General features: G+C 61.0%; 18 protein-coding genes. 7 read left to right on the plus strand and 11 right to left on the minus strand.

Going from position 1 to position 16,074, the window contains the following annotated elements:
- Window positions 1-38 precede the first annotated feature (38 nt).
- Together ACSOSP_RS22110 and ACSOSP_RS22115 are read right to left on the minus strand one after the other, a co-directional pair.
- A complete protein-coding gene (locus ACSOSP_RS22110; protein WP_455313056.1) occupies window positions 39-206 on the minus strand; it encodes a hypothetical protein in 168 nt (55 codons plus the stop codon).
- 127 nt (window positions 207-333) lie between these two features.
- The gene (locus tag ACSOSP_RS22115; RefSeq protein WP_455313057.1) at window positions 334-1,266 is read right to left on the minus strand and encodes a LysR substrate-binding domain-containing protein; all 933 of its coding nucleotides are present in this window, start codon (window positions 1,264-1,266) and stop codon (window positions 334-336) included.
- A gap of 140 nt (window positions 1,267-1,406) precedes the next feature.
- On the opposite strand from ACSOSP_RS22115, the gene ACSOSP_RS22120 reads away from it, so the two are divergent.
- From ACSOSP_RS22120 to ACSOSP_RS22140, 5 genes are all read left to right on the plus strand, one after another.
- Window positions 1,407-2,729, plus strand: a complete 1,323-nt coding sequence (locus tag ACSOSP_RS22120; protein ID WP_455313058.1) for an NAD(P)/FAD-dependent oxidoreductase — start codon at window positions 1,407-1,409, stop codon at window positions 2,727-2,729.
- 70 nt (window positions 2,730-2,799) lie between these two features.
- On the plus strand, window positions 2,800-3,618 hold the full coding sequence (locus tag ACSOSP_RS22125) for a substrate-binding periplasmic protein (protein ID WP_455313059.1): 819 nt from the start codon (window positions 2,800-2,802) through the stop codon (window positions 3,616-3,618).
- A 30-nt stretch (window positions 3,619-3,648) separates the two neighbouring features.
- Window positions 3,649-4,443: an amino acid ABC transporter permease gene (locus tag ACSOSP_RS22130; protein WP_455313060.1), complete on the plus strand. Its 795-nt coding sequence runs from the start codon at window positions 3,649-3,651 to the stop codon at window positions 4,441-4,443.
- Window positions 4,444-4,463: 20 nt separating this feature from the next.
- Complete coding sequence (locus ACSOSP_RS22135; protein WP_455313061.1) at window positions 4,464-5,804, plus strand: NAD(P)/FAD-dependent oxidoreductase; 1,341 nt, start codon at window positions 4,464-4,466, stop codon at window positions 5,802-5,804.
- A gap of 17 nt (window positions 5,805-5,821) precedes the next feature.
- Window positions 5,822-6,505: an SDR family NAD(P)-dependent oxidoreductase gene (locus ACSOSP_RS22140; protein WP_455313062.1), complete on the plus strand. Its 684-nt coding sequence runs from the start codon at window positions 5,822-5,824 to the stop codon at window positions 6,503-6,505.
- 15 nt (window positions 6,506-6,520) lie between these two features.
- Here ACSOSP_RS22140 and ACSOSP_RS22145 read toward each other — a convergent pair whose 3' ends face one another.
- From ACSOSP_RS22145 to andAc, 6 genes are all read right to left on the minus strand, one after another.
- Window positions 6,521-7,126, minus strand: a complete 606-nt coding sequence (locus tag ACSOSP_RS22145; protein WP_455313063.1) for a histidine phosphatase family protein — start codon at window positions 7,124-7,126, stop codon at window positions 6,521-6,523.
- 122 nt (window positions 7,127-7,248) lie between these two features.
- Entirely contained in the window at window positions 7,249-8,499 is a 1,251-nt protein-coding gene (locus tag ACSOSP_RS22150; RefSeq protein WP_455313064.1) for an NAD(P)/FAD-dependent oxidoreductase, read from the minus strand.
- Between the two features lie 177 nt (window positions 8,500-8,676).
- The gene (gene andAa, locus ACSOSP_RS22155; protein ID WP_455313065.1) at window positions 8,677-9,897 is read right to left on the minus strand and encodes an anthranilate 1,2-dioxygenase system ferredoxin--NAD(+) reductase; all 1,221 of its coding nucleotides are present in this window, start codon (window positions 9,895-9,897) and stop codon (window positions 8,677-8,679) included.
- Window positions 9,887-10,210, minus strand: coding sequence for an anthranilate 1,2-dioxygenase ferredoxin subunit AndAb (gene andAb, locus ACSOSP_RS22160; protein WP_455313066.1), 324 nt, complete (start codon window positions 10,208-10,210; stop codon window positions 9,887-9,889). The genes andAa and andAb overlap by 11 nt, the downstream gene beginning before the upstream one ends.
- Window positions 10,211-10,221: 11 nt before the next feature.
- Window positions 10,222-10,695, minus strand: coding sequence for an anthranilate 1,2-dioxygenase small subunit AndAd (gene andAd / locus ACSOSP_RS22165; RefSeq protein ID WP_455313067.1), 474 nt, complete (start codon window positions 10,693-10,695; stop codon window positions 10,222-10,224).
- Between the two features lie 18 nt (window positions 10,696-10,713).
- Window positions 10,714-11,955: an anthranilate 1,2-dioxygenase large subunit AndAc gene (gene andAc, locus ACSOSP_RS22170; protein ID WP_455313632.1), complete on the minus strand. Its 1,242-nt coding sequence runs from the start codon at window positions 11,953-11,955 to the stop codon at window positions 10,714-10,716.
- 297 nt (window positions 11,956-12,252) lie between these two features.
- On the opposite strand from andAc, the gene andR reads away from it, so the two are divergent.
- On the plus strand, window positions 12,253-13,236 hold the full coding sequence (gene andR / locus ACSOSP_RS22175; RefSeq protein ID WP_455313068.1) for an anthranilate 1,2-dioxygenase regulatory protein AndR: 984 nt from the start codon (window positions 12,253-12,255) through the stop codon (window positions 13,234-13,236).
- Window positions 13,237-13,305: 69 nt separating this feature from the next.
- Here the strand turns inward: andR and ACSOSP_RS22180 are convergent, their stop codons facing one another.
- The gene (locus ACSOSP_RS22180) at window positions 13,306-14,082 is read right to left on the minus strand and encodes an SDR family NAD(P)-dependent oxidoreductase (RefSeq protein ID WP_455313069.1); all 777 of its coding nucleotides are present in this window, start codon (window positions 14,080-14,082) and stop codon (window positions 13,306-13,308) included.
- A gap of 144 nt (window positions 14,083-14,226) precedes the next feature.
- On the opposite strand from ACSOSP_RS22180, the gene ACSOSP_RS22185 reads away from it, so the two are divergent.
- A complete protein-coding gene (locus tag ACSOSP_RS22185; RefSeq protein WP_455313070.1) occupies window positions 14,227-14,829 on the plus strand; it encodes a TetR/AcrR family transcriptional regulator in 603 nt (200 codons plus the stop codon).
- Window positions 14,830-14,836: 7 nt separating this feature from the next.
- Here ACSOSP_RS22185 and ACSOSP_RS22190 read toward each other — a convergent pair whose 3' ends face one another.
- Window positions 14,837-15,058, minus strand: a complete 222-nt coding sequence (locus ACSOSP_RS22190; RefSeq protein WP_089163607.1) for a hypothetical protein — start codon at window positions 15,056-15,058, stop codon at window positions 14,837-14,839.
- 281 nt (window positions 15,059-15,339) lie between these two features.
- Complete coding sequence (locus ACSOSP_RS22195) at window positions 15,340-15,999, minus strand: methyltransferase family protein (protein WP_455313071.1); 660 nt, start codon at window positions 15,997-15,999, stop codon at window positions 15,340-15,342.
- Between the last annotated feature and the right edge of the window lie 75 nt (window positions 16,000-16,074).

The following is a 16,074-nucleotide window of genomic DNA, read 5'->3' on the forward strand; positions in this document are numbered from 1 at the left end:
AACCGAAATGGTCTCGCCGGTGACATCGCCTAAACCGGCTAGCCGCGCATGCAGCATTCCAGCACGGGATCGACCGCATCTATCGCTTGCGCGAGTTGCAGCAGCCAGGGCGGATAGTATCCGCCGCGCTTTCTCACCTCATAGAGATACTCGCGGCTCACCAGCGTACGCGCAAGCGCGAGGCAACTCGATAACGGCGCGTCCATCAGTTGGGCGAGGATCGATTGACGTGGTCCTCGCGATGCAATCGCGGTTTTTCAATTTAATCATTCCTGTCAGCAAAAAAATTGCACTTGCGCGAATACTCGACGTCAAGATGAATCGGGGAAACACTTAACCGGGAGCGCTCCGACTCGTGTCGGCGAAACCTCGCAAACGAGCCGCTTCAATGGCCATCGTTTCGTTGGTGAGATCGAGAAAAGCCGTCACCAGCGGGTTCGGGTGCTGCAACTGAGGACAGACCGTGAAGCCGCGAAACATCACGTCCGGCGAGAACGGCCTGAACACAATACGGGCCGGATTGGTATCGGTGGTGGCCAACGGATTTACCACGCCCACCCCCAGGCCACGCGCGACCATCGCGCAAATGGTGGCGCCGTACGGCGTCTCGATCGCCGGCACCTGGTTCACACCGGCCTGGCGCAACGCGCGATCGAGCGACGAGCGGACGTCGTCGGCGTAGGACGGCAGGATGAGGCTCTGATCCTTCAAGTCACGCGCATGGATGCGCTTGCGTGCGGTGAGCGGATGTTGGGCGGGCAACGCGCAGACCCCGGCCAGTCGATACAACTCCGCGCTGGTGACGCCGAACGCGTCGGGCGTGGTGGTGGCAAAACCGACATCGCAATAGGCCGACGAAGCCCAGCGCTGGATCGTGCCCTCGCTGCGCATTTCCAGCGATATCGCAATGCGCGGATACGCCGCAAGAAAGCGCTCGATCACAAGGGGTACGAACGATAACGCGAGCACCGGCGGCGCCACGAGACGCAGCCGGCCACTGCCAAACTGACGGATCTCCCGCGCTGAATGCCCGAGTTTTTCGAGTCCCACGAAACTGCGGTCGACCTCGCGATAGAACGCGGTACCGGCGTCGGTAGCCTGGATCCGGCCGCCGTTGCGCGTGAAAAGCGCCAGTCCCGTGGACGCCTCCAGCTCCGCAATCAGGCGGCTGACGCTGGGCTGCGAGGTGCCGAGTTCTTCGGCCGCGGCCGTCATCGATCCCCTCAGCATGACCAGCCTGAACGCTTCGATTTGCTTCTGGTTCATGTGTGCCCCTCTCCCTTGATTTGCCCGGCCCGCACGCAAGCTTGTCATATCAAAATTGAATAGCAGACGTTTTTGGCCGTATTTGACCGGATTACGGAAGCGCTCCTAGACTGGTCGCAACTAGTCACTCCCCACGAACCATGCGAGCCGACGCACTGCTTTTCCACGATGACTTTCGCATCACGCCGTATTGGTGGGACGCGGCGCCGCCCGAAACTTCACGCGTTGCGTTGCCATCGAGCGTGGATCTGGTGATCGTGGGGAGCGGCTATTGCGGGTTATCGGCGGCGGCTGAAGCGGCTCGGCAGGGTGCAACGGTTGCCGTATTGGACGCCGCCGAGATCGGCGCGGGCGGCAGCACGCGCAGCGGCGGCATGGTGTCGAGCGGGCAAAAACTGGCGCTGACCGACGCCATTCGCGGGGTATCGTCGGAACGGCTGGGCCGTTTGATGGCGGAATCCACGGCGAGTTTCGATTACCTCAAACACCTGATAGCCAGTGAATCGCTCGACGCCGATCTGCAAATAACGGGCCGCTTTTTTGGTGCGTTCACGCCCGGGCATTTCGAGCGGCTGCGCCGGCAAGGCGATCTGCTAAGCGAGAAAACCGGCGTGACCGTGCACGTAGTGACGCGTGCGGAGCAACGCGCCGTGGTGGGGTCGGACTACTACTACGGCGGCATTCTCGTCGATGAATACGGCGGCCTGCATACGGCGAAATATCACCGGGCCCTGCGCGAGCTTGCACGGCGGCGCGGCGCGAGCCTGCATTCGCACGCGGCGGTGGAACGGATTGAACGGACGGGCGCGCGCTTCGCTGTGCATACGGCGCGCGGCAAGATCGATGCAAAGCAGGTGCTGGTCGCGACCAACGGATATACCGGGCCCTTGCTGCCATTTCTCTCGCGTCGCGTACTGCCGGTCGCGAGCTATCAAATCGCCACAGAACCGCTTCCGCCTGGACTCATGGATATATTGAATCCGGGTCGCCGCATGATCAGCGACTCCAAGCGCAACCTGTTTTATACCCGTCCTTCCCCCGATGGAACGCGCATGTTGTTTGGCTCGCGGCCATCGTTTCGCGAAGTCGGTGAACGCGAGGCGGCGCGAATCCTGCACAGGAAGATGGTGCAGCTCTGGCCCGCTTTACGCGACGTGCGTATCACGCATGCATGGAAGGGATACGTCGCGATGACCGGCGACAAGCTCGCGCATATTGGCAAGAGCGACGGCGTGTTTTACGCGCTCGGCTGCAACGGCAACGGCGTCGCGTTGATGAGTTATCTCGGGCAGCGCATTGCAAGAACACTATCAGGCCTCGATGCCGCGCCCGGCGCATTCGGCGAAGGTCCGTTCCCATTGAGCCCGGGCGGCATGGCGCGCAGCTTGAGCGTGCCGGTAGGCACCGTGCTGTATCAGCTCGACGATTGCTGGAACGGACGCGTGCGTGGCGCGCTGTCCTGACGCCTGTTAGTGACTCTGCATCGACCCGTTGTATTTTCAATTCATTGCTGGTTATCCCTGGAGCAACATCATGCGGTTTCGACACTTTCTCAGCCTCGTTTCCATCGTCGCTTCCTTCTCGTTGATGGCCGCGACCAGCGCCCATGCCGATGATCTCGGCACGCTTGCACCAGGCAAGCTGATGGCCGGCGTGGACGCCAACAACAAACCTTATTCCTACATCGATAACGGCAAGATGACCGGCTTCGACGTGGAGTTGCTGCGCGCGATTGGCGCGAAGCTGGGATTGAGCGTCGACTTCCGCGCGCAGGACTTCAGCGGCTTGCTGCCGAGCGTGACGAATCAGCAGATCGATCTCGCGGCCGGATCGATATCGATCACGACGGACCGGCTGAAGATGGTCGATTTCTCCGAGGGTTACCTGACCGGGCTGCTTAGCGTGGCCACCCTGCCCGATAGCGCGATCACAAGCGACAAGGCGTCGGTCAAGGACAAGCGGATTGGCGTGGTGCAAGGTACGATTGAAGACACGTATTCGGACAGCTACTTGCCGGGCGCGCAGATCGTGCGTTTCCCTAACGTGAACGCGGGCTTTCTCTCCCTGCGCTCAAAATATATCGATGGTTTCTTCATCGATAAATCGCTCGTCGACGGTCTGCAAAGCAAGTACCCGCAGTTGAATCTCGCCGACCGGCTGGATATTTCCGCGATCAACCTGCCGGCCGGTTTTCCGATGCGCAAGGGCAATGCCAAGCTCGAAGCCGCAGTCAACAAGACGCTTAACGAACTGGTTGCGGATGGCACCTGGATGAAGCTCTACACGCAGTTCCATCCCGGTTATCCGAAGCCCGCCAGCTTGCCGCCGTACGAGATGAAAACCGGTAGCTGACCTTGTCACCGACCTGATCCGGAGAGCGCCATGAACGCATTCCTGCAGAACTTCCTCGATTGGCAGTTGCTCACGGGATCGCTGCCTGCGCTGCTCGAGACCGGGCTCGTCAATACGCTCGTGCTGTCGCTGTTCTCGACTTTGCTCGGGATCATCGCGGGCATGGTGCTGGCGTTGATGGCTGTCTCCCACATGCGCTGGCTCGAAGCGCCGGCGCGCGTGTTCGTGGAAGTCTTTCGCGGTCTGCCGGCGGCGCTCGTGATCCTGCTCGTGGGGCAAGGACTCGCACCGGTTGGGCTTGCGGTCTTCGGCCCGAATCCGTATCCGCTTGCGATCGTGGCGCTCGGGCTGATTTCATCGGCGTATATAGCGGAGATCTTTCGCTCGGGCATTCAGAGCGTGGGCAAGGGGCAACTCTCGGCATGTCAGGCGCTCGGCATGACGTACTGGACCGCCATGCGCCATGTGATCGTGCCGCAAGGCGTCCGGCGCATTCTGCCCGCGCTCGCGAACCAGTTCATTTCGATCGTGAAGGATTCAAGCCTCGTTTATTTTCTCGGCTTGCTGACTTCGCAACGGGACCTGTTCACCATTGGTCAGAACACGTCGGTGAATACGGCGAACCTGTCTCCGCTGGTCGCGGCCGGCTTTGTCTACTTGCTGATTACCGTGCCCCTTACGCACGCGATCAATCATATCGACCGCTGGACCAACCGCCATTCAAATCCGCGTTACGGCGGCGCAAGCACGGCCACCACGCGCAAGCAACTCAAGCGTCAGGCGGCTGCAGCCGCACGCGCCGGCATGGCCGAACAACACAACTAAAGGCAGGGAAAAACCACTTTATGGGACCACCAGTCGAGACCGTCACCGACGACACCACCTTGCCGGACGAAGTGGATGTCGTGGTGGTCGGTGGCGGGATTATTGGCGTGAGTACCGCGCTGTATCTGAGCGACAAAGGCCTGCGCGTTGCAGTGTGCGAGAAGGGCTATATAGCGGGCGAACAATCCAGCCGCAACTGGGGTTGGGTGCGCGTCACGCATCGCGACATGCGCGAGTTCGAACTGAGTATAGAAAGCCTGAAGCTGTGGCGCACGCTTGATCAGACACTTGGTATCGACACCGGTTTCAAGCAATGCGGCATCCTGTACATGGCTAACGATGACGCGAAGATGGAAGGGCATCGCGTATGGCTTGAGAAAGCGCGTGCGTTAGCCGGAAACGATGCATTCGATACCCGCGAGGTCGATCCCAAGACCGTTGCGGGTTTGCTTCCTGGTGCATCGAGGGCTTTCAAGGGCGGCTTGTACACCCCCGGCGACGGCCGGGCCGAACCGCAGAAAGCCGCACCGGCTATGGCAAATGCGCTGCGCAAACGCGGCGTGAAAATCCTCACGCCTTGCGCGGTGCGCGGTGTGGAAACAAGCGCTGGACGCGTCAGCGCAGTGGTGACGGAACTGGGAACCATCCGCTGCAAGAGCGTGGTAGTCGCGGGTGGTGCGTGGTCACGTCTCTTCTGCGGGAATCTGGATGTCAACGTGCCGCAGTTGATGGTGAAGGCTTCCGTGTTGCGGACATCGCCTATAGAAGGTGGTCCCGCGGTGAGCGCCAGCAACAAGGAGTTCGCATTCCGCAAGCGCGCGGACGGCGGTTATACGATTGCGTTCGGCTTTCGTACCTACACGGATATCACGCCGGACTGCTTCCGCTTATTGCCTCAATACATCCCCGCGCTGAAGAGTCAGTTGGGCGCATTGCGGATTGGCTTAGGCGCGCGTTTCTTCGATGAACTGCGCCGGCCGCGTCATTGGGCGCTCGATCAGCGGACCGCCTTCGAGGACGTTCGCACGCTCGACCCGGAGCCTATATCCGCTTATACCGATGCGGGATTGCGTGAGTTCGTGAAGGTCTTTCCGCACATGAGCGGTGCGCGTATCGCGCAGCGCTGGGCGGGTCTCATGGACGTGACGCCGGATGCCATTCCGGTGATATCGGACGTTGAAAGCGTGCCGGGGCTTTTCATCGGCACCGGGTTTTCAGGGCATGGTTTTGGCATCGGTCCGGCCGCAGGGAAATTGTTGGCGGATCTGGTGACCAACGACACGCCGCTCGTCGATCCACACATGTTCCGGCTAAGCCGTTTCAGTGACGGCACGAAGATCGTTATCGACGCGGGCTTTTAAAACCAAGGACCTGGAGCATGAACAAGGTAGCGATGATCTCCGGCGCGAATCGCGGCATCGGCCTGGCGGTGGCGACGGAATTGCACCGGCGCGGTTATCGGCTGTCGCTAGGCATGCGCGACCCTTCGTCGACGAACGTTCCCTTCGATGCATTCACGTTCGCCTACGAAGCACGCGATCCGCTCAGCGGACAACGCTGGGTCGACGCAACCGTCGAGCATTTTGGCCGCATCGATGTCCTGATCAACAACGCGGGAATCTGCACGCACATCACGCTCGAGGACGGCACGAGCGAGCAACTCGAAGAAACGCTCGATATCAATGTGAAGGCGCCCTTCCGCCTGATCCAGGCCGCGTTGCCGCATCTGCGCAAACCCGGCGATGCGCGCGTCGTGCAGATTGCGTCGCTATCCGGCAAGCGCGTGAAGAACCTGAACGCGGGTTACCAGATGTCGAAGCACGCGGTGATCGCGTTGAATCATGCCGTGCGGCGAGCCGGCTGGGACGACGGCATTCGTGCAACCGCTATCTGCCCCGGCTTCGTGAATACCGACATGGCGGTGGGCATAGCCGACCTGGAACCTCAGGCGATGACCCAGCCTGAGGATCTGGCCTTGCTCATTGCTAACACCATTGCGATGCCCAATACGGCAAGCGTCGCAGAGATCCTCGTGAATTGCCGGCACGAGGATTTGTTCTGAGCTTTTGGTAAAACCCTACGATTGCGGACGCACGTTCCATTGCTTCAGCGCCCTGGTTTCGCGATCGAAACCCAGCACGCTGACCGACGCGGTATCGAGCAGCAGATGTGCCCCTAGCGCCGCTGAATCGTTCATCCAGCAGGCACCCAGGACCCGCAGGAAATGCGCATGCGAAAACAGCGCGATGCGCCCTTTCGTGGCAAGCAGCCGCTCGATCAGAGACTCCGCCCGCGCCTGAATATCTTCGACGTTTTCGCCTTCCGGTATCGGCGACGTCCACACGGCCCAATCGGGATCTTCAGCGCGGATATCGTGCGTCGTACGGCCTTCATAGATGCCGTAATTCCATTCGCTCAGGCGCGGCTCTTCCTCAGCCTGAGCGCCAAGACCCGCCTCGGCGCAGGTATCTCGAGCGCGAGACATCGGGCTGCACAACACGAGGTCAAACGGCTGTGCTGCAAGCACCGGCCGCAACAAACGCGCTTGTTCGCGTCCGTGGTCCGTCAGAGGGATATCAGTGCGGCCCGTGTGCTGGCCGGACAGGCTCCATTCGGTTTCACCGTGACGGATCAGCCAGATCTCGGGTTGGTTCACGTGATTTTCGGCGGCGGTAGCGTTCATTGGCGTTCGCAGGATAAGGGTCAAGGTTGGCTCAGGGCCGAAACGAGCGGGACTTGCTTAACGTCGGATCCAATTCTACGGGGCTATCGACAAATTTTCAGAGTAGCTCCCGCTTGCTTCATTCAAACCGATTCAAAGCGGTCGGCCCTGAACGGCGTGACATCGACGAACGGTTCCTCCCCCGTCATCATGGACGCGATCAGCCGCCCGGTCACCGCGCCGAGCGTCAGCCCGTGGTGCGCGTGTCCGAACGCGAACCACATGGTCTTGTGACGCGGGGCGGGGCCAATGATCGGCATCATGTCGGGGGTACACGGACGCCGGCCCATCCACGGTTCGTCGTCGACCCGCTCGCCTAGCGGGAACAGCTTGCGCGCCAAGGGCTCGGCGCGCGTCAGTTGCACGGGGGTCTTCGGCGCATCGCGATCCGCCAGCTCGACACCCGTCGTCAGCCGAATGCCGCGTGCCATTGGCGCGAGCAGGAAGCCGTCGTCCACGGCCAGCACCGGATGATTCAGCACGGTCCCGGGTTGTGCCGCGTAGTGCATGTGGTAACCGCGCTTCACCGCCAGCGGCAGCCGGTAGCCGAGTGCCGACGTCACGTCTTTCGCCCAGGGTCCCAATGCGATCACCGCCGTCGACGCGCTGACCGGACCGTCCTGCGTCATCACGCGCCAACCATCACCCTCGGCTTCCAATGTGGTGGCATCGCCCGTCAGGAAGCGGCCGCCCAGGCGCTCGAAGTACGCCGCGTAACCCGCGACCAGCGCGCCCGGATCGGTGACCGCCACTGCATCCGTGTAATGCAAACCGCCCACAAGGGAATGGTCGAGATGCGGCTCGGCGAGTTGCAACTTTGCCGGATCGAGGAGCTTGTATTGCACGCCAAACTCGCGATGCCACCGCTCGGCGTCGCGCAGCTCGCCATCCTGAGCGGCGGCGCTGCGGAAGACCTTGATCCAGCCCGTTGGCCGCAGCAACGACTCAACGCCGGCTTCCTGCGCGAGGATCTCGTGCTCGGTGACGCAATGTTCGATCAGCGTGGCGTACTGGCGCGCGATGGCGGCATGGCGCGCGGGTTCGGAATTGCGCCAGTACGCCCAGAGGAAGGGCGCGAGCGCGGGCAGTGCGTCGCGGTGGTAATGAACGTCGATGGACGAGTTGCGCGCGTAATGCATCAGCGTGCCGATGTCGCGGGGAAGCGCGTAGGGATAGACGCCTTCGCGCTGCAACAGCCCGGCGTTACCGAACGAGGTTTCGAGTCCGGGATGCTTTCGGTCCACCAGCGCGACCGAGCGGCCACGCTTTTGCAAATGAATGGCGATCGATACACCCACGATGCCCGCGCCCAGCACGACTGTGTCGAACTTCATGCGTCAAATCTCTCCTCTACGTCCAGTTTGTTCGCGGCGTTTAGCGGTGGACGGGTATCCGCCACTGCTTGTTCGCAGCTCCAGAAACTTCCAGACGTAGATCATACCCGCGCGCTTCTCAAGCTTTCCGAATAAGCTTTCATTTCGACTTAGGCCTCCTCCTGTCAAGACAAGCCTCTATTTGAGCAGGGCTTTAAGCGGCGTATCCGGATCGGTGAGACGCGCGTGGTCCACTATTTTTCCTGCAGCCATCAACCGCCGGCACACGGCCATTTCCCGGCCGCAGTTCACCGTCACCGCAGCCTCGAGCCTGTCGTCCTCGCCAAGCGCCAGCATGCAGAATGCATCGCCTTGTGGGTCGTCGCGCTTGAAGACCGATTGATGCGCCGCAAAAACGCCGAGCGTCTGCACGTTGCAGTCATATTGATCAGACCAAAGCCACGGCATCTCGGCGTAATGCTCATTGCCGCCAAGCATGTTCGCGGCTGCCACGGCTGGCTGGTTCTCCGCCACTTGCCACGACTCCACGCGCACATGCCGTCCCAGCAGCGCGTTGAAGTGGCTCGTCACTTCGCCTGCCGCGAAGATCAGCGGATCTGCGGTTCGACAGTGCTGGTCCACCACAATGCCGTTATCGACCAGCAATCCTGCAGATACGGCAAGCTCCACGTTAGGCACGACGCCTATGCCGATCACCACCACGTCCGCCGGTACGTCGCCGCGATCGGTCTTGACGAGAGCGCCGGTGGGCGTCTTGTCGATAGAAACCGGCGTGGTGTCGAGCTGCATATCCACGCCATGACCTCGATGCAAGCCGAGCATGAACGCACCCACTTCAACCGGCATGGATCGCTGCAACAAGCGGCTTGCAGGCTCGATCACCGTTACCGTGCAGCCACGCGATACCGCCGACGCCGCCACTTCCAGCCCGATAAACCCGCCGCCCAGCACCGCGACCCGAACTCCCGGCGCGAGCGCTTCGCGCAGCGCACGGGCATCGGCGATGGTACGAACGTAGTGCAGCGCCACGCCCTCGTCGACCGGTCCGCTGAAACGCCGCACGCGGGACCCGGTCGCGATCAGCAAACGCTCATAGGCGACCCGCGCGCCATCGCTGAGCAACACGCAGCGCTGTTCACGATCGATCGCGCTCACCCGCACGCCCAGCCGCATCTCGATACGCTGCTGCGCGTACCAGTGCGCATCGCGGATAAACGCGCGTTGCTCGCCTTCGATGCCAAGCAACGCATCCTTCGATAACACCGGCCGGTCGTAAGGCAGTTCCGCTTCCTCGCCGATCATCAGGATGCGGACCTCCGGCGACTTCAACCGGAGCGTTTCGGCGGCGCGCCGCGCGGCATGTCCCGCGCCGACGATCACATAGGCTTCATTCGACATGGATCTCGACGCTGCCCTCGTTGATGCGAACCGGATACGTGCGGACCGCTTCCACGATAGGCGCGCACTGCGGCGCGCCCGTACGAATGTCCACGAGCCCTTGATGCAGCGGACATTCGACACAACCATTCTCAACGAACCCTTCCGATAGACGCGCGTGGCCATGCGTACAAAGATCATGCAGCGCGAATATCTCTTCTCCTAAGCGGAAAACCGCGATGGGTTTGTTGCCCGCAACAACAGCGACCGGTTCACCTTCTTCGAAGTCATCGATTGCGCCGACCGGATACCAGGCTTGAGCCAACTGGTTCATTCTTATCCCCTTCAGATCGGTGTGGCGAGCAGGGTCTGCACACGCGAGGTGTCATAGATCACGCGCTTGGACTGGTAACGCAAACCGGCGTCGGTACGCACCACCTTGTCGTAGTACTTGCCCGCCTGATACACGTTCGATTCACCATCGGTGCGCGTCTGGATCACCACGTAATTGCTTTCCGTCTCGATCACGCCGTCCTTCTCGGCCATCACGCAGAGCCCTGACGTCATGTGCCGGTAGCTGTGTTCCTCGAAGATATTGGCATTGCGCAGCGACACCACGCGGTCGCGCAGCATCTTCTGGTTGGTGCAATAGATGATGCCGATCGGGAGGCCCATGTCGGCGTTTTCCTTCGGGATGATCTCGTAGAGACAGTCCTCGGTGAACAGCGTCGGCCACGCTTCGAGACGGTCGTTGTCGAGGTTGTTGATGTACTGGTCCTGCAGCATGTGCAGTTCGAACCACAGCTTCATTGCTTCCATGATCTCTTTCCTCGACGTTCAATAGCCCATCAGTTTCTGGTAACCGACCCAGAACTTGCGGATCAGGCTTTCGGTGATGACCGTGTCCTGCTGGTCCGGATTGCCACGCGACATTTCGATCACCGACGTCGCGCCGGCGTCGCGGATGGTGCCGCGTTGAACCAGTTCGGTGGCTTCCGTGTCTTCCATCGAGATATAGCCTGCAGGTCCCACCAGGTTCGCCTGCTTGATGCGCAGCTCGCGCATCTCCGGCGTGTCGTCGGTATATCCGAAGAAGTGGAAAATCAGCTCGAAGCTGTTGGGACCTTTAGGCAGCAACTGTCGTGCAACCAGCGTGTTGTGGATCTGCTGGATCACGAGTTGCGGGAAGATCGGCTGGATATGATTGGTCGTGTCTTCTTCGTATTCGGAAATCAGGCCGAGGATGGAATCGTCCTCAAGCGCGAAGCCTTCATCGAAGGAGCGAATGTTCTGCTGCTTGTACGCGGCCGATGTGTCCTCGCCCGTCTTCGTCACCGTGATGATGCTGTGCAGTCCATGGGTTGCATCGGGTATGGAACGCGCCTTCATGCCCACACGGAAAATGTTGAACGTCGTATGGAACAGGTGCAGCATGCTCGCGTGATACGGGTCCTTCACATTCTCGAAATAGAGCTTCCAGTTCGACCTTGAGAACTGCCGCGTGCAGCCAAGATATTCAATCGGCTTGTGGAAGATCCGATCGATCCAGGGCCGCATTTCCGCGCCAAGATACTCAGGCAAGGGAGCGACCGTCTCACTGAAACTCGCGAACACGAGCCCGCGATAACTCTCCACCCGAAGCTTTCTCAAGCTGTGATTCTTCGGATCGAAGTCGGCGGGCATGCCGGTCATGCCTTTCTGGCCGCGCCGGAACGGCACGCCCAGCAGGTTACCGCTCTTGTCGAAACTCCACTGGTGGTACACGCACGTGTGCGAGCTTGCGTTGCCGCGGGACTTCCTGCACACGGACGCGCCGCGATGCGCGCAGCGGTTCACCCACGCCGCCAGCGAGCCGTCGTCGTTGCGCGTGACGACGACGGGCGTATCGCCGACAAAGGTGCTCTTGAAGTCGCCCGGATTCAGGATTTCCGCTTCCAGCGCCACGAAATTCCAGGTCGGCCCGCGATAGATCCGCTCCTGCTCGCGCTCATAAACCGCCTGCGAGCTGAAGACCTTGTAGGGCACGCGTGAGCCGTCGTCACGCGGAAAAGTTACTGCGTCGGAGTCGAGCGGGTTCATCGGGCGAAGGGGGAATTCGGCCCTTGCATCCGGTGCATCGGGCGCGTCCGGGGCGCATGTCGCATTCGTTTCCAAGGCGGTTTCTCCTTTTGTGGGGGTTGGTGTGCTGCGATTTTTGGTGCGCCAAAATAGCGGGTCTATCCGATAACGGCTGCGCGCCAAGCCCCGCTATCCACTTCCGGCAGGTTTTCGCGGGACGAAGGGTGTTGGGCGGCGCGGGCCTCGGGCAGAACTGCGAACTGACTTACTATCTGCCTTAGCATTCGTCGTGAATGTTTTCACCGACCGGTACCGTCCATGTCTCAAGGCGCCTTTCGCGCTGACGCGTTGCGGGGCTATCGATTATTCGAATCGACTGACCTCGATGAAACCCGCGAACTGATTTCGCGCGTGATGCAGCCGCACGCGCTCGTGCCCTCGGGCACGGGCCGCGGCCGCTCGCACATGGATTTCGTCAAGCTTGGGGGGCTGGGTCTCGGCACGATCGCGTTCGGCGACGCCATGCGCGTGAACGTCAAGTCGGTGGACGGTTATTACCTTCTGATGTTTTGCGTGACCGGCGACGCGGAAGTCCGCACGATGGGACGTTCCATGCAGGTGAATCGTCACCAGGGCGTTTTATGTGCGCCAGGGCAGGCGTTCGACGCACTGCTGTCGCCTGGCTGCGAGCAGTTTGTGCTGCGGATCGATCCCGTGGCGCTGAACGCGCAGGCGGGCTTGGTTAAATCGAATTTTGCCGCGCCGGATTTTGCCGCGCTGGTGCCGGTGGGCAGCGCGCATTTGCGCGGCTGGATGCAGCAATTGCAACTGGTCGCGAGTTCACCAGAATTACTTGCGAGTGCGCGCAGTAATCCGCGTGTCGCGGCGCAACTCGAAGGTTTACTGATCGATTTGTTCGCCACGGGTCACGTGAGCAATGAAATAGAGTCAGGCTTCGCTTCGAAGCGTTCGCTGGTGTCGCCCGGTTTCGTGAAGCGCGCGGAGGCGTTCATCGAAGCAAATTGCCGTGAGCCGCTGGAGTTACTCGATATTGCCAACGCCGTCGGCGTCTCGGCTCGCACGTTGCGCGACGGCTTCCAGCAGTTTCGCGGCGTAAGTCCCATGCAGTACGTGCGGCAATTGCGGCTGGAACGCGCACGCGATGCGTTGCGCGCGGCGCCGTTGGATGTGAGGGTCGCTGAGATCGCCCTCGATTGCGGCTTCGCGCATCTCGGGCGATTCGCGATGGTCTACAAGGCGATGTTCGGCGAGTCGCCATCGGAAACGCTGCGGGGACGGTAAGCGTGCCCGCAGCGTTCGTCACAGGGGCAAGCACGGCCCCGCGCGCGTCGCGCCCGGGTTCCGACGCGCTTAGCTTGCGCGAAGCGCTGGGGCGCCCCATGGCGCGCCGATCGTGCCGCCATCGACCACTATCTCCGCCGCCGTGATTCCGGACGCGCCATCCGACGCAAGGAACGCAACCGCCGCCGCGACTTCTTCGGCGGCCGCGAAGCGTCCCATTGGAATAGCCGACGACAACGCTTCTTCCGTGCCGTCGATCGTCGCGCCCGCCCGTGCACCACGCGTCCAGATCGGCGTGCGGGTACCGCCGGGGATCACCGTGTTCACGCGAATGCCGCGTTGCACAAGCTCGCTGGCGAACACTTTCGCCATGCCGGTAATGCCGGCCTTGGACGCCGAATACGCCGCCGTACCCGCCCGGCCAAGCTCGCGCATGACCGAACCATTCAGCACGATCGATCCCCCCGCCGACATCAACGGCAGCGCTGCCTGAACCGTCAGGAAGACCGCAGTCACGTTGGTGCGCAGAATGGCCTCGAACGCCGCAGCAGTCGTGCCGCCCAATGGCGTTGGCCCTGAAATCCCCGCGTTGGCGAACACGATATCAAGCGAACCGTAAGCGTCGCCGACTTGCTTGATGACCGCATCGATTGCAGTGGGATGGTCCAGATCCGCCTGAATGCCGAGCGCATTGGCGCCCAACTCGGACACTGCCTCGTCGAGCTTCGCGCGGTCGCGCCCCGTGATCGCGACGCGCGCGCCTTCGGCAATCAACAACTTCGCTGTCGCAAAACCAATACCGCTGTTTCCGCCCGTAATCAGGGCAGTTTTATTACTGAATCGCATGAGTCCTTCTCCTGTGCTGGTCGCCGCCTGGTCGCGGCTGAAAAAAAGCATCGGCTATTACGATGCGCCAATAAACTGAATGTTGAACATAATCCACAAATTCAGTATTATCCTCGTCATGCAGATTGTCAAGCGAGGATTGCGATGGGCTTTTCACAGGCGCAGAAGGCGGAGAGCAGGCAACGTGTGCTGGATACGGCCGCACGGCAGATTCGCGAACATGGGCTGGAGGCGCTGGGCGTGGCCGACTGCATGCGCAGCGCCGGGCTGACGCACGGCGCGTTCTACGGACATTTTTCATCGCGCGATGCGTTGATCGTCGCTGCGCTGGAACAGGCCATGACACGCGGCGAGAAGCGCGTGATGTCGCGCGCGGCCAATGCGGCGGAACACGCAAAGACACCGTTCAAGGCAATCGCCGACGCCTACCTGCACCCCGCTCACGCGGAAAATCCGGGTACCGGATGCGCATTATGTGCACTCGCCGGCGATGCGGTGCATGCAACGGCGGACGTAAAAGCGCTCTACACCACGCACTTGCGGCGGCTTGCAGAGCAGTTGACACAAGCGGCGGGAAGCGAAAGTAAAACGCTGGGGCTGGGTGTAGCGGCCACGATCGTGGGAGCAATCACGCTGGCGCGCGCGGTAGATGATCACGAACTGGCGCTTTCAATTCTTGACTCGGCGCATGCCCTCGTCATGACGCAGGACAGCAATGAACCTGTGGTGAACGGCGGTGGGTGTTAATGCAGGTTCAGTGGTTCCCGGCAAACTCACGAGTGCAGAAACGATGCAACTGCTGCAGTAACTCGGAGCCTTGCGATGTCAGGCGCGGCGTGGCCCGGCCGTTCGTGCTCGCATCGATGCTGACGAGGTGCTCGTGCTCGAGACTCGCCACGTCGGAACATTGAGGTTCCACTTGCGACGGCGAGTGTTGGATCAGCAGCAGTGTCGACAACTCGTGAGGGCTGAGCATGGGAATCTCCTTGCATGAATGAACCGCATGGGTTTGCGTTCATGCATCCTAGAGAGCCGAGTCTACATTCACGCTACAGCCATTTTTCACGGCATTACGCAGTTACATTCTCGCAATGAGCAAACGCCTGCACGGGCCGTATCCGTTGCCGGCAGAAACTTCCTGTTGCAATTGCCCGGTCAACCGAAGCGGCATCAAGTCTTTCAGCGGGTAAGGAAGCGCATGCCGGCCGTCATATAACTTGACGCAGCTTACGCCAACGTCGCTTTCATCTGCGGGGCTTAGTAAAGTCCCGGAATCAGTCTCGACGTACGGGCGCGATAGGCATCGTATTCGGCCCCGAACTGCGTGTGCAGCAGCGCTTCTTCAGATCGGATGCGCGCGACGAGCGGCGGGATTGTCAGCAGCATGAGCAATACGCCGACTCCTGAACGAAACGCGAAAGCCCATCCCAGTGAATTGACGAGCAGGCCCAGATAGCTGGGATGCCGGATGACACCGTACATGCCGGTCGTGACCAGTGTATGGCCGGGCTGAATGGCAACCAACCCGCTGAATCGATGGCCAAGTACAAAAACTGGCCATATCCGCAACACGCCGCCCGCGATGAACAAGACCACGCCAAGCCAGCGGAGGCTGTCGCCGTCGAATGTCCAGAATCCCTTGCGGTCCGTGTAAGCCGGCAGATACGCTTGCACTAGTCCCAGTATGATCAAGGCGAAGATAACCCATCGGTTGTCGCGGTCCTCGCGCTCACCCGAACTCAGGTTGACGCGACTGAAGATCGTCACGACCGACAACAGCAGCGTCACGATAGCCACGACGCTCAGCGCCGGGTGCGAGAAGAACGCAGCGAAGCCACCCCATCCAAGGACCGCAAGTCCGAGATAGACCAAAACCCCCGACACGGATGCGAAGGCAAGCTTGGGTGTAGGTATCATGGCAGTCTCGCTTGGTTGGGCGCTCTTTTCAGTTTAGGACGTTGGTCGATGGCCTGAGCGAATTGAATATCTTTG

It is taken from the genome of Caballeronia sp. KNU42, from assembly GCF_053760385.1.